This window comes from Gracilimonas halophila (genome assembly GCF_042684365.1).
GTDB classification, from domain to species: Bacteria; Bacteroidota; Rhodothermia; order Balneolales; family Balneolaceae; genus Gracilimonas; species Gracilimonas halophila.
Genome location: NZ_JBHULI010000002.1, coordinates 81,039 through 95,331, shown reverse-complemented (window position 1 = coordinate 95,331; position 14,293 = coordinate 81,039). Strand labels below are relative to the sequence as shown.

The following is a 14,293-nucleotide window of genomic DNA, read 5'->3' as shown; positions in this document are numbered from 1 at the left end:
CAAAAGTTACTTCACTTTTTCACCGTTGATGATCACACCGGTGACATTGGTAATGTACTCAAGCGGGTCGCCGTTGTACATAACCAGGTCCGCATCTTTACCCCTTTCCAGGGAGCCGACACGGTTATCGATACCCAAAAGCTTGGCAGCATCAATGGTCAGTACTTTGAGTGCATTTTCTTTCCCTAGGCCATTTGCAGCAGCAACACCGGCTTCGTAATGAACGACACGGGTTTTGGGTACGTATCCTTCGAACCCACTTTGGAAGGCGATAGGAATACCCGCTTCATACAGCTTAGCAGCTGTTTCCATAGATGCGTTCTTGGCATCGCCACCCGGACGTATCATAGACGGGTGAATGGTTACAGAATATCCACCAGCTTTGATCTCATCAATGACCATATAGGCTTCAGCCATACCATCCAGGATCATAGGAAAATCGAACTCTTCCTGTAAGCGAATGGCCGACATGATATCGTTGGCTTTATGAACCGTGACCAGCGCCGTTTTCTTACCTTCAAGTAAGTCGGCTAAGGCTTCCATTCCCAGATCTTTGCTGTAATCATCCTCACTGTTTCTTTTTTCCAGGTAGGCTTGAGCTTTGATCAGCTCTTGTCTCAGCATGGCGATCCCTTTGGCGCGAGTTCCGGGCTTACTGAAAGCGCGGCTCAGGTTATCGCCTAAAGTGAAGGCAAGCATTTTTGAGGCCTCGATCAAATTGTCGTCGACCGTTTCACCGGTAGTTTTTATGATCATGGTTTGGCCACTTATAAGGGCTCCCGGTCCGTGTCCGGTATGAACGGTGGTTACTCCCTGATCACGAAGAAAACCAACGAGGGCTTCCTGAGCATTGTATGCATCAATGGCACGAAGTTCGGGCTGAATAGGGTTGGAAGTTTCAAGTTGGTCCTGATCGGCATCCACATTCAGATGGCCGGCTAAGCCTACCACTGAGTGGGCATCGATCAAACCAGGCGTAACAACTTTCGCTTCGTAAACTTCATAGCCGGATGGGATATTGATACCTGAACCTACACGTTCAATTTTTCCATCTTTTATGAGTACCACACCATTTGAAATAGGTTGACCTGCCATGGTATAAACAGTTTCACCTTTAACTGCGATCTGTGCTTCAGTTGTAAAGCTAAACGCAAGTAAAAATGCCGGCAGTAGTATTAATTTTTTTAATAATCTCATTTCAAACCTCCTTCTCCGTGGTGTGTATGAATGGTACCGGGATAGATCTGATATCCGCCGGTAGCAAATTTTTTGTCCTCTTCGTTACTGCGATCCCAGACTTTCTGTCCTTCGATCCAGGTTTGCTGAACATGAGTATAAACACTGAAAGGATCTCCGTTAAGGATGATGAAATCAGCATCTTTGCCTTCCTCAAGAGTTCCTACTTTGTCATCAATATCCATCATAATGGCATTGGCGATGGTTACAGCTCTGAGGGCCTCTTCGCGACTCATACCTTCTTTAATACCGAGAGCAGCATGGCGCAGAAACATTCTGGAGTCCGTTATACCGTCATCCGTATGGAATCCAACCAGTGCTCCGGCCTCTTCAAGAACCTTACCATTGGAGTTTCTTATTTCAGCAGCTTCAACCTTTCCACCAAATGAATCGAGCGTGATGATGGAAGCTCCCAGGACATTATCAGAATTTGCAATTTCATCAGCTACTTTCCAGGCTTCACTTACGTGCTGTAAAACAAGTCGATAGTCAAATTCTTCGGCTAATCGCATAGCAGTAAGAATATCCTGATGCTTGTGCGTATGATTGTGAACAATTCGCTTGCCTTCAAGAACTTCTACAAGAGTTTCCATGCCGATATCACGGGGAGGCATTTTACTTTCGTCGCCATAAGCAGCTTCGATCTTTGCCTGATACTCCTGAGCTTTGATATATAGCTCACGAACCATGGAAGCAGCTTTTGCTCGTGTTCCCGGTGAAGGCGGATTCCCTCTTGGGTTGGTTCCGTTAGCCATTTTTAGTCCGCCGTAGATAGTCTTTTCATCATCTGTGTAAAGCAGCATGTCTTCAATAACATTGGCTTTACGTAGTTTCAGGTACACGGTTTGTCCACTCATCAGGTGTCCTGAACCCGGCATTACATTTACAGAAGTAATACCGCCTGCAAGAGCTCTTTTGAATGAGGGGCTTCTTGGATCAATGGAATCCATAATGCGAACATCAGGATGTAAGGTAGCAGAGCGGTCGCCACCATCACCATCTCCAATGTGAGAGTGGGTGTCAACAAGTCCGGGCAAGATCACTTGTCCGGAAACATCGTGAACTTCGGCTCCTCGTGGAATCCGGGTATTAGAACCGCCAACTGCGGTGATCTTTCCGTCCTGTACAATAAGTACCCCATTATTTATAGGCTCGCCTGATATGGGAATGATCTGTGCCCCGGTAAATGCCTGTGGTGTGGATTGTGAAAACCCATTCACCCCAAACATAAGAACACAAACCAAGGCGAGTAAAACACTTCGTATCGGTTTTTTCATTAGGTCAATGATTAGTTAAAATTTATTGGGCTTAATTTATAAAAAAAGAAGTGCCATAAAAGAGTTGCTTCGTAAAAAGAGGAAAATGGAACAATCTACAGTAGCTTGGATTGAAGTTTTCAAAGTTCAAGCAGGCAAAAAAAACATGAAAAATAAAGTTTTAAAAATAGTTGGCGGATTTGTGGTGGTGATCATTGCAGCAATACTGGTGATCACTTTGTCACTAGATGGCATGATAAGATCCGGGATCGAAGAAAATGGCTCAGAATTATTACAAACCCAGGTTACGGTTGATAACGTAAGCGTTTCAATATTTAGCGGGAGCGGAACCATTAGCGGGTTTACGGTTCAAAACCCGGAAGGATTTAGCAATGAACCGGCGCTATATATCAAGGAAGCTTCTATGAATATGGATATTTGGTCCCTATTCTCCGATCAGATTGTAGTGAACGAGATCATAGTAAAAAGCCCGGATCTCTTTTTTGAGGAAATTGGAGTTGGAGTAAACCTCAAAAAGCTGAATGAAACTATGGATCTGGCTTCTGAAGAATCATCCGAAACCTCTTTGATCATTCAATACTTGCTGATTGAGGACGGGAATATAACGGTAAGCAGTAGCTTGGAAAGGGAGCGAACAACGGAGGTAACCCTTGATGATATTGGGCGTAATGGAACTAACACCATTAAACAAAGTGTGCGGCAGGTTCTGAAACCATTACTGCAAAAGGCCATGGAAGAAGCCCTCAGAAGCGGAGTTGTTGAACAGCTGGAAAATAAAGTCAGAAATCTGTTTGACAACTGACAATAAAGTAACTGCCTGAGTCACCGACTTATTGGTTATTCAGCATAATAAGCTGCTATTTCCGCTAACTTCTCATCGATCATTTCCCTTGAATACCATTTACCCTGCACCATTACACCGGAATGATCCTGAATGGCGGAAAGGTCTTCCAGCGGATTCCCATTCACTAAAATAAGATCCGCTCGTTGTCCTTCAGCTATAGTTCCGAACTCATCCCAATCGGCAAAATACTCACCTACATTCTTTGTTCCGCTTTCAATGATCTCAAAATTGCTCATTCCGGCGGCTTGCATGTGTGGCAGTTCGCGGTGTATTGAAATTCCCGGAACACTGAAAAGCTGAGGGGCATCGGTTCCCATCAGTATCTTTACACCGGCCATATTCATTTCTGATAAGATCTGCGTGCGTAGTTCGGCGCGTTCCTGAGGATTATCAGAAGAGTAACCGCTTTGCGGATTAGCTGCAAAATCGAAGTAGTTCTGCTTAACGGCTTCAGGTATATACTTCAGTTCATCGTATTGCTTCATGGCTTCGTAATCGGCGGCACCTATGATGGTTTCCCATAGCGCCATGGTCGGGACGATCCACACATCATGTTCTTTGGTAAGTTGTATGACTTCAGCCAGTTTTTCTTCCATCTCCTCACCATCAAACTGCTGCAGGTAATTCACATACCCATCCACATGATCAATGGTGATCTGTCCGGATTCAATGGCATGGATCACCCCAACATTCGCAGGAACATGTCCGCCAAAAGTGATACCCATTTCATTAGCCGTCTCTGCCATGGCATCATATTCCTCAAGAGATAATCCGGGGTGAACTTTGAGCAGATCCCAACCCTCTTCTTTGTGCACACGAACCCGTTCATCGGCTTGTTCAGGGGAGGAAATTGTGTTGCCATTAAAACTTGGTCCGGCCAGATAAAGATTCGGCCCGATCAATTCACCGGAGTTAACGCGCTCTTTCAACTCAAGCTGATTCTCATATCCCAGCATTCCCCGCACCGTTGTGACACCTGCTGAGATGTATAAAAACAGGGTGCTTTCCACGTACTCATCGTCAAAATAGTCGGGGGCATCAGGCCCGGGATCCGTAGGGGGAACGTGTCCATGCATTTCAGCTAGGCCGGGTAACAGGTATTTCCCGTCACCGTCAATGATGGTGGCATTTGATGCTACATTCACCTCGGATGAAGGAGCAACTTGGACGATACGATCTCCTTTAATGACAACGGTTTGATCCTCTAAGACCAACTCAGTGTCCATTGGAATTACTGAGACATTGGTGAATACAGTTTGCGGCTCGCCTGGAGCGCAAGAGACCAATAAGCAGGATGCTAAAAGTAAGAAGAGAGCTACGTTTTTCATGGCAGGATGATTAAGTATTAGTGAATGTATAAGAATATGAAATTATTCGTCATTTTCTACATGTTCTCTTTTCAGGTTCTTTATTAATCCCTCAAAGGCATCGCGAACAGCATCTGCAAAAGAACCTTTTTCTTCATGAATGTCTTCAGGTTTCAGTACTTCCAGTTTCAGGGTGCCCCGGTAGAAGAAGTACATACTGAAGGCCATCACCGTGTGAGCTATATCCAGATGGTTGAACCAGGTGTGCAATCCAATTTCACTGGTATAAAAGAAAGCAGCTAAGGTGGCAAAAAGTACAGTAAGAAAGAAAATACGGCTCCCTTCATTTCTCGTACGCCAGTAAACGAGGAAATGCAATGGCAGAACGACCAATCCAAGGCCATAAGCCGAGTGAACCTGAATGAAGAAAAAGTTTAAAGTGGTGAAGGTGATCACGGCAAAGGTAAGGAGTTCAACCACATTGGCCACTTCCAGGAACTTGCCGAACTTCTCGTTGATGACCGGCTTGGCGTGCATGATGGATGCGCGCTCAACAGCCATCACAGCAAGCATACTGATGAGCCATCCGGGTAGCTTCCATTCCAGCCCGACTGCATATTGAAAGGCATGGCCAAGAACCCCTCCCAAAAAAGTAGCCAGCGCCATGATCCCAAAGTACCATCGCATGTACTGGTGCAGTTTCCCTTTCTTATTGAGCTTGATGAGTTTAACAAGTGCATACAAACAAACGGCGGTGATCCAAAGGTCGGTGAAAGTGACCATTGGCTCCATGATGGGAATGTCGAAGATCTCTATCGTTGGCTGGCCTGAATCTGATTGAAAGCGCTCGTTATCCATAAACTCCATTGAATTAAGAATTCACGGAAAATAACAGAAATGGGGAGATTGTCGAAAAGAAAGTAAACTATGTGTGGAACCGGAGGTTCCGTCATGCATTCCCAACCGGGAGGTTGGGAACGAGTCTAACGAGTCTAATTCAATATTGAATATTCATCTGTTCAACATTCACTATCCCAATTTATCCACATAATCCAGTTTCTCCCATGGAAATTCCTCTCTACCAAAGTGACCATAAGCGGCCGTATTTCTGTAGATGGGAGACTTCAGGTTGAACCGCTCAATGATTCCTTTTGGGGTGCAGTCAAAGGTTTTGGTTACTTTATCGGCCAGCTCCACATCGCTCATTTTTCCGGTTCCATAGGTATTCACGTTGATGGAAACGGGCTCTGCAACACCGATCGCATACGCAAGCTGTACAAGGCACTCGTCGGCAAGGTCAGCAGCCAGTATATTCTTGGCGATATGCCTGGAAGCATAGGCTGCACTACGATCCACCTTGGATGGGTCTTTTCCTGAAAAAGCTCCACCACCATGAGCGCCAAATCCACCGTAAGTATCTACAATGATCTTCCGTCCGGTAAGTCCGGTGTCCCCGTGCGGTCCGCCTATCACAAATTTGCCGGTCGGGTTCACATGATAAATGGTTTCATCATCTAACAATTCAGCAGGAAGTACCTTAGAAACCAGGTGCTTTTTAACATCTTCTTTGATCTGCGCCTGCTCAACACCTTCATCATGTTGTGTTGAGAGTACGATAGTGTGAATACGCTTTGGTTCTCCGGCATCATCATACTCAATGGTAACCTGACTTTTACTATCCGGCGCAAGGTAAGGCATTAGGTCTGTTTTCTTACGAATACGAGCCAGTTCCCGAAGCAAGTTGTGTGAATATTGAAGCGGCATCGGCATAAACTCGGGTGTCTGCCGGGTAGCATAACCGAACATCATTCCCTGATCACCGGCACCATTACGATCAACGCCCATGGCGATATCAGGGCTCTGGGTATGAATGGTAGTGAGTACACCACAGCTTTCAGAGTCAAAACGATAGGAGGGTTTGGTATAGCCGATCTCACGGATCACCTGTCGAACTATTTCCTGAACATCCACATAAGCATCAGTGGTCACTTCTCCGGAAACCACGGCAAGGCCTGTGGTTACAAGGGTTTCTACCGCTACGCGGGATTCGGGATCGTCGGTGAGAAGGGTGTCTAAGATGGCATCTGAAATTTGGTCGGCTACTTTATCCGGATGTCCTTCGGATACGGATTCTGAGGTAAAGAGGTTTTTCATGCTAATAATAATCTGAGTAATAAGGTGCTTTCGGTTAGGAAAATAATGTCCGCGAATTCAGGCGGTGATCATAAAGTGCGCAAAGTTAAAAAGATTTGAGGAGAAAAAAGCTATGAACTAAACAAATCCCCATCCTTTTTACCCGGATCAATACTTAAATACTGATATGCTTTTTTCGTACAGATCCGTCCTTTGGGAGTGCGCTGCATAAAACCTTCCTTGATGAGGAACGGCTCATATACTTCTTCGATAGTACCCTTGTCCTCCCCAACGGCTACGCCCAATGTACTCAGTCCGACAGGGCCGCCATCATAGTTTTCAATAATGGCTTTAAGGATTCTGATATCCATTTCATCTAATCCATTTTGATCCACATCCAGGGCGTTTAAGGCTTTGTCGGCGATCTTTTCGTCGATGGTATCTACGTTATCGACTTGGGCAAAATCGCGTGTGCGGCGTAGGAGCTTGTTCACAATTCTTGGGGTTCCACGACTTCTCCTTGCAATTTCATGCGCACCTGCATCTGTAATGCCCAAACTCATGATGTCCGCCGTTCGCAGTGCAATTCGCTGAAGCAGTTCCACATCGTAATAATCCAGCCGCATATCGATCCCAAAACGGGCACGGAGGGGAGCTGTCAATAATCCCTTTCGGGTAGTCGCACCAACCAGTGTAAAATGATTCAGTTCGATCTGAATGCTTCGGGCGTTGGGACCGGAATCGATCACAATATCCAGCTTATAATCTTCCATGGCGGAGTACAAATATTCCTCGATCACCGGATTGAGCCTGTGGATCTCATCAATGAATAGCACATCACCTTCTTCCAGGTTGGTAAGCATACCCGCAAGGTCGCCGGGTTTCTCCAGAACTGGTCCGGTGGTTGGCCTGATCTTTACGCCCATTTCATTGGCAATGATATAGGAAAGTGTGGTTTTGCCCAACCCGGGAGGTCCGGAAAGGATCACGTGATCAAGGGCATCGCCCCGCTGTTTAGCAGCTTTTATAAATACAGAAAGATTGGAAATAGCTTTTTTTTGCCCAATAAATTCCTGAAGGGAGCCGGGACGTACTGTTTGTTCAAAAACTTCTTCTTTTTCTTCGGGATTTAAAAGCGGGTTATTCACGTTGTAATATTCGTCTGATTGTTTACGCTAAGTTAATGTAATTATACTTAGTTTTGCCACTAATTGTATGGGCTAATTAATTTGCGGTACTCATGAAAAAGTCTTCGTTATCACCGGATGAAGTAAATTTTGATACTTCATCGGATAAAAAATCTAAGTTTGCCAAGAAACTGGCAAATCCCAAAAAGAATGAGATCCTAAAGCAAAAGGGGATGCAAAAAGATCTGCGCTCCAGCGATTTGAAGATCTTCGGGGGTGAGTATTTTTTCAATTATGAATTGAGCTGGCTGAAATTCAATGAACGCGTACTTGCTGAGGCTCAAAATGAAAAGAACAAACTGCTTGAGCGCGTGAAATTTCTTTCCATCGTCTGTTCCAACCTTGATGAGTTTTTTCAAAAGCGTGTAGGCGGACTTAAAAGACAGCTACTTGCTGAGGTTAAAGAACTTTCTGTGGATGGAATGACGCCATCTGATCAGCTGAAAGCAGTACGGCATGAAGTTCAGAATATGATCGAGTCTTACCGGGGTTGTTTTTTTGAGGAATTGATGCCCAAGCTTGCAAATAAGGGGATTGAGATCAAATCCTATAAAGACCTTAACGAATATCAGCAAAGCGTAAGCGACCGCTATTTTCAAAAGCAGGTGTATCCTATAGTCACCCCGCTTGCTGTTGATGAATCACACCCGTTTCCGTTCATTTCAAACAAAAGCCTTTCCTTTGCTATTGAATTGATAAATCCGCGAACGAAAGAGAAATCTTTTGCGCGGCTTAAGATCCCGGCCAACCGTAATCGTTTTGTTCAGGTTCATCGGAAAGGGAATAAGGTGATCCTGGGTCCGATCGAAGATTTAATCAGGGAAAAGATGGCACAGTTCTTTCCGGGAATGAAGGTGCTATCGGCTCATATGTTCAGGGTCACAAGGAATGCTTCGGTTGACCGAAATGAGGAAGAGGCCGAAGACCTGCTGGAAACGATAGAGGATGAGTTACGGGAACGTAAATTTGCGGAGATCGTACGACTGGAGATCGATGCGGAAATGCCGAAGCATTTGAAAAAATATATCGTGACGAATTTGAATATCAGCTGGAATGATGTGTATGAGATGAAAGGCACGATCGGTTTGGCGGATGTGATGGAGATCGCCAGGCTCAGCGGTTTCAATCGGCTTAAAGAGCGAAACTGGACACCCGTTCTTCATCCTGTCCTAAAGCATAATCCCGAAGATGACATGCCTAGTATCTTCGAGGTTATAAAACGCGGGGATTTTATGGTGCATCATCCTTACCACAGTTTTGAACTTTCTACCCAGCGCTTTATAGAAGAAGCGGCCCGTGATCCGAAAGTACTGGCCATCAAACAGACATTATACAGAACTTCTAAAGATTCCCCCTTGATGCATTCTCTGATGAATGCAGCAGAAGAAGGGAAGCAGGTAGCTGTTCTTGTGGAGATCAAAGCTCGCTTTGACGAGGAGCGTAATATTAACTGGGCACAGCAATTGGAGAATTACGGTGTTCATGTGGCATATGGAATTCCCGGACTTAAAATTCACACCAAGCTTACCATGGTGGTTCGCGAAGAAAGTGACGGGCTGAGGACCTATTGCCATATTGGTACCGGGAACTACCACCCTGATACGGCACAGCTTTATGAAGATCTGGCACTGTTCACCTGTGATGAAGTACTTTGTTCAGATGTGACCGATGTGTTCAATCTATTAACCGGATATGCACCTGACCAAACATTTGAGAAATTATTGGTGGCGCCAAATCACATGCGTAAGCAGATGAATGAACTGATCGAGTTTGAGATCAATGAAGCAAAAGAAGGCCGGCCGGCGCGTATCATTGCCAAGATGAATAGCCTGGAAGACCCGGTGATCATTCAAAAACTATATGAAGCATCTGAAACAGGCGTGAATATTGATCTGATAGTGCGAGGAGTATGTCGATTGATTCCCGGGGTGGAAGGGATGAGTGAGAACATAACGGTACACTCTATTATCGGGCGTTACCTGGAGCACTCGAGGATCTACTATTTCAATCACCGGGGTGAACACAAATACTTTATAGGCTCAGCAGATTGGATGCACAGAAATTTGGATGCTCGTGTTGAAGCTATTGCCCCCATCGAAAATGAGAAGCTGAAAAAATATATGCAGTTTGTTCTCAATATATATTTCAATGATAACAAGCAGCGGTGGATACTGAAAGCTGATGGCAGTTATGATCGGGCTAAAAAGGAAAAGGGGAAATCGAAGCTAAGCGCTCACGACTACCTTATGAATCACATGAAAGAGTCAGAAGAGCCGATCCCGAAAGCAGAATAAGCCTTTCTGGTTTGTTCTATTCTAATTCTGGGGTGTTAAATTCCTCATAATCAGAAGTGCCAAGATCATCACTTAATTTCTTCAGCAAGCGGAATGCAGGATTACGGAAAATACCATCCAGCTGATAGGCCTGAAAAACAGCTTCCTGTGCAGCCTCAAGTTCTCCGATATTTACGAGTGCATTACCCATGTACCAATATGCCTTTTCTGTGATCATACGACTGTCTTCCACACGTTCTGCTGCCTCCTCAAATGCGAGAATGGCAGAATCGTAGTCCCCTTCATTGTAAAGTATGATTCCTTTATTTAAAAAGGCTTTGGAGCCATATGGTTCTTCACCATAGTTGTTGATCACTTCATCGAAGAGCTCAAGTGCGCGGTCTTCATTACCTGAGATAATGGCTTCAAATCCAAGATTGAGAAGTGAGTCAGCTGTGGTAATACGCAGATCTTTCCCCCTTACACCGTCTGCAGTCTCAATTTCACTTGGGTTGATCTGCTGAACAACAAATTGATCGATATTTGTTGGAGTATCTACCCTGAAAAGCTGAACAAGGGCAACAATAATAATGGCAGCAGCTGCTGCTGCATGCCAGGTCCAGGATGGAAGTTTGTAGATCTTTGATTTAGGGACGGCTTGGGTAGCATTCTTCTCAATGATGGCTTTAACGTTTACCTCTAGCTCCAACACATCCAGCAGTTCAGGGTTTTTAGCAAACTCATTCCAGAGTTCCTGAATTTCTTCCTCTTTAAGCTGCCCCTTTACGTATGCATCAATACGTTGTCTGATTTCTAATTCTCTTGAGTTATCCATGAGATTGTTCTTAATTCGCCTCAGTTCAGAATGTATTTAAATACATTCTGTCCTTTCTATGTAAGAGCGATTAAAAAGGAATTCCTTACAGTTAAATTTGAATTTTTTTTTCGAAGCATTCTTTCAGCACATTTATCACCCGGTGTTTTTTAGTCCAGGCGTTGTTGACAGAGATCCCAAAATGGTCAGCAACCACTGAAGTTTCGAAGTCAGGGTTTTGAAACCAATACTCGATGTATTTTTTATAATCAGCCTTTAAAGCCTCTATACAGCGTTTCAGTATGCTCATTTTCTCAGAATCGACCAATCGGTTAAGCTGATCTGGTTTATCATAATAGTGACTTGGAAGGTCATCATAATTGACTTCCCGTTTCTTGGAAATTACCTTGAAATACTCATGTTTTGAGGTAGTAAAAAGGTAGTTTATAACCACATCGGGGTTGTCCAATTCATTATTTCGGATCTTTTCAATGGCAATTAAGAGCGTACTTTGTGCGCAATCCTTAGCATCTTCGATAGGGGCATCTAAGCGAACCGTCAAAAATTTGATAAGCACAGCGGTGATCACTTTTACCTGTTCATTGATGACAGGCTCATTATTTTCCAGTACTGCACCGACAAATTTTGAGTAATCCATGTTTCTAATAATGCTTGACTAAAACAAAACGTAAAATAACATTCGCTGTCAAAAAGAAAATAAAGAAATTTAGTTCGTAACAGTGTAGTTTTAGTGTATGTACAGAGTTCAGCTAAACAATTTTGAAGGTCCGCTCGACCTACTGCTATTCTTCATCAAAAGGGATGAGTTAGATATCTATGATATCCCCATTTCTTACATCACCAAGCAGTTTCTGGAGTATATTCACCTGATGGAAGAATTAGACCTTGATGTAGCCAGTGAATTCATTTTGATGGCGAGTATGTTGATGTCCATTAAGGCAAGAATGATGCTTCCACGAGAAGATTCAGATGACGATGAGCTTGATGAGTCGGACCCCAGATACGAACTTGTGCAACGTCTGCTTGAGTATAAACGCTATAAGGAAATGTCAGAGAAAATGGCTGACATGGATGAAGAGACCCGAAAGAAGTACATGCGTGGGCACCCGGAGGCCGATGAAGTGGACCAACAAGCCACCGGGGAAGCCCTTCAGGATGTAACCATGTTTGACCTCATCGCCGCCTTCAAGAAAGTGTTGCAGGATATTGAACGAAAGAACATCGTCCATCACGTAGAAAAAGTAAGTACAACCGTTGAAGAACAAGCTGAGTTTGTACTGAACAGATTGCAAGAAAAAGGTAAGCAAACCTTTATGGAAGTCTGTTCTACATTAAAGAACAAGATCTACGTGGTAGTAACATTTCTTGCTGTGTTGGAGATGATCAAAGAGCAACAGATCAATTTATTTTTAGCCGACGACCCCACAGAATTTCACATAGACCTTAAGCCTGTTGATGAGATCATAGGCGCTTAATTAACCTCATATTTTACAACAATGACTAAGAAAATACTTCTATTCATAACCGTTGCCGCTTTATCTGCCTGCAGCGTTTTAAACAAAAGCTCACAAAGTGAAGCTCCAAATATCTATTCTTTTTCTGATAATATAACAGAGGAAGGATTATATAACGATCTTGCTGTACTTGCTCATGATTCCCTGCAAGGCCGTGAAACAGGTACGATCGGAGAAGAAAAAGCAGCCCGTTACCTGTCAAAACGCTACAGAGAAATGGGCCTGCAAGCCGTGGGTGATGATGAGAGTTATTTCCAGCACTATGAGCTTGTACAGCCCGCCATGGAAGAGATCAGTTATCGGTTAATGAGTACTGAGAACGATTCCATATTGGATGAATCCACTCATAATTCGGATCAGGGTTCTAATTTCGTAACACTTTTTGGGGGAAGCGATCCACTTTCAGGTTCCGTTGTTTTTGCGGGAACGGGAATGATGAACGCTGAAGAAGGGATCGATCATTTTCCAGAAGAAACAGAGGGGAAATGGCTCTTTATCTTATATGATGAAGAACATACGAACATGCAGCATTTGCAAATGGCTTTATCTCAAGGAGGAGCTCTCGGCACCATTTTAGTCATCGGCACGGATGTAGAAGAATACCAACAGGAAGTTGAAGAGCGGAGCGGCTATTTTGGAGTCGGAGGAGGGATGTCACTTAAGTATCTGCAAGAAGACAGTGGAACTTCTCCGGCATTCAATCGGGTAAACCCTGAGCTTGCAGCACATATGCTGGGGCTTGAGGATGTTAACAGGCTTTCTGAAGTTCAGGAAAGTATTTTGGAAAACCCCGGCGCTTTTGAATCCAGAGAATTGCCGTTGGCTTTAGATCACGTCCCAACAGTAAATGAGAATACAATTGTTACCAAAAATGTAGTGGCTTTTTTGGAGGGAAGTGACCCTGAGCTAAAAAATGAAGTAGTGGTATTAAGTTCTCACTACGATCACGTTGGAGTAGGTCGCCCGGATTCCACAGGAGATAACATCTACAATGGGGCTGATGATGACGGTAGCGGAACAGTGGCAACCCTTCAAACTGCACAAGCAATGATGGATGCCAAAAAAGCCGGAGCAGGGCCAAAACGAAGCGTGCTGTTCCTGAACGTATCCGGGGAGGAAAAAGGACTTTTGGGATCTCGTTATTATTCTGATCATCCCATTTTCTCCATTGAGAATACAGTTGCCAACATCAATATAGACATGATCGGCCGGGTGGATGAGCAAAATGAAGCAGACAGTAATTATGTGTACATCATTGGTGGAGAGATCATATCATCAGGTTTAGACAGTTTGACTCAGGTTGCCAACACGATGGGGCCAAATCTGACTTTAAGCAAAAGGTATAATGACCTGAATGATCCAAATCAATTCTATCGAAGAAGTGATCACTGGAACTTTGGTCGCCTTGGAGTACCATTCGTGTTCTTTTTCACCGGTGTGCATGCTGATTACCATCGGCCTTCTGACCATATCGATAAGATCACTTTTGGCCCGCTTACGAAAAGAACAAAACTGGTATATAACCTGACCGCACTATTGGCAAATTCACCCGAAAGACCTGAAGTTGATAATCAGGAATTCATAGAAAAAACACAGGTTCAACCGAGGTAGAGCACATGCCAAAAGTCATTCCCGCGAAGGTGGGAATCTAAAAGTTGATATAGAGCCTCAAACTCGCTCCGCACGC

12 protein-coding genes are annotated in these 14,293 nt (G+C 44.2%); 4 read left to right on the top strand and 8 right to left on the bottom strand.

Annotated elements, in window-relative coordinates:
• Window positions 1–6: 6 nt before the first annotated feature.
• Both ACFSVN_RS01535 and ACFSVN_RS01530 read right to left on the bottom strand, forming a co-directional pair.
• A complete protein-coding gene (locus tag ACFSVN_RS01535) occupies window positions 7–1,197 on the bottom strand; it encodes an amidohydrolase family protein (protein ID WP_390297573.1) in 1,191 nt (396 codons plus the stop codon).
• Window positions 1,194–2,513, bottom strand: a complete 1,320-nt coding sequence (locus ACFSVN_RS01530; protein WP_390297570.1) for an amidohydrolase family protein — start codon at window positions 2,511–2,513, stop codon at window positions 1,194–1,196. The genes ACFSVN_RS01535 and ACFSVN_RS01530 overlap by 4 nt, the downstream gene beginning before the upstream one ends.
• Before the next feature lie 145 nt (window positions 2,514–2,658).
• On the opposite strand from ACFSVN_RS01530, the gene ACFSVN_RS01525 reads away from it, so the two are divergent.
• Complete coding sequence (locus tag ACFSVN_RS01525) at window positions 2,659–3,315, top strand: DUF748 domain-containing protein (RefSeq protein ID WP_390297567.1); 657 nt, start codon at window positions 2,659–2,661, stop codon at window positions 3,313–3,315.
• Window positions 3,316–3,350: 35 nt separating this feature from the next.
• Here ACFSVN_RS01525 and ACFSVN_RS01520 read toward each other — a convergent pair whose 3' ends face one another.
• The 4 genes from ACFSVN_RS01520 to ruvB form a co-directional block, all read right to left on the bottom strand.
• Window positions 3,351–4,685, bottom strand: coding sequence for an amidohydrolase family protein (locus tag ACFSVN_RS01520; RefSeq protein ID WP_390297564.1), 1,335 nt, complete (start codon window positions 4,683–4,685; stop codon window positions 3,351–3,353).
• 42 nt (window positions 4,686–4,727) lie between these two features.
• Complete coding sequence (locus ACFSVN_RS01515; protein ID WP_390297561.1) at window positions 4,728–5,522, bottom strand: DUF6962 family protein; 795 nt, start codon at window positions 5,520–5,522, stop codon at window positions 4,728–4,730.
• Between the two features lie 171 nt (window positions 5,523–5,693).
• Window positions 5,694–6,818: a methionine adenosyltransferase gene (metK, locus tag ACFSVN_RS01510; RefSeq protein WP_390297558.1), complete on the bottom strand. Its 1,125-nt coding sequence runs from the start codon at window positions 6,816–6,818 to the stop codon at window positions 5,694–5,696.
• Between the two features lie 110 nt (window positions 6,819–6,928).
• The gene (ruvB, locus tag ACFSVN_RS01505; RefSeq protein WP_390297555.1) at window positions 6,929–7,945 is read right to left on the bottom strand and encodes a Holliday junction branch migration DNA helicase RuvB; all 1,017 of its coding nucleotides are present in this window, start codon (window positions 7,943–7,945) and stop codon (window positions 6,929–6,931) included.
• Between the two features lie 92 nt (window positions 7,946–8,037).
• Between ruvB and ppk1 the strand changes: the two genes are divergently transcribed.
• Window positions 8,038–10,278, top strand: a complete 2,241-nt coding sequence (gene ppk1 / locus ACFSVN_RS01500; protein ID WP_390297552.1) for a polyphosphate kinase 1 — start codon at window positions 8,038–8,040, stop codon at window positions 10,276–10,278.
• 16 nt (window positions 10,279–10,294) lie between these two features.
• On the opposite strand, the gene ACFSVN_RS01495 is transcribed toward ppk1, so the two are convergent.
• The gene (locus ACFSVN_RS01495) at window positions 10,295–11,092 is read right to left on the bottom strand and encodes a tetratricopeptide repeat protein (RefSeq protein ID WP_390297549.1); all 798 of its coding nucleotides are present in this window, start codon (window positions 11,090–11,092) and stop codon (window positions 10,295–10,297) included.
• A gap of 91 nt (window positions 11,093–11,183) precedes the next feature.
• A complete protein-coding gene (locus ACFSVN_RS01490; RefSeq protein ID WP_390297546.1) occupies window positions 11,184–11,729 on the bottom strand; it encodes an RNA polymerase sigma factor in 546 nt (181 codons plus the stop codon).
• 97 nt (window positions 11,730–11,826) lie between these two features.
• On the opposite strand from ACFSVN_RS01490, the gene ACFSVN_RS01485 reads away from it, so the two are divergent.
• Both ACFSVN_RS01485 and ACFSVN_RS01480 read left to right on the top strand, forming a co-directional pair.
• Window positions 11,827–12,567: a segregation and condensation protein A gene (locus ACFSVN_RS01485; protein WP_390297543.1), complete on the top strand. Its 741-nt coding sequence runs from the start codon at window positions 11,827–11,829 to the stop codon at window positions 12,565–12,567.
• A gap of 21 nt (window positions 12,568–12,588) precedes the next feature.
• Window positions 12,589–14,217, top strand: coding sequence for a M28 family peptidase (locus ACFSVN_RS01480; RefSeq protein WP_390297540.1), 1,629 nt, complete (start codon window positions 12,589–12,591; stop codon window positions 14,215–14,217).
• Window positions 14,218–14,293: the final 76 nt, after the last annotated feature.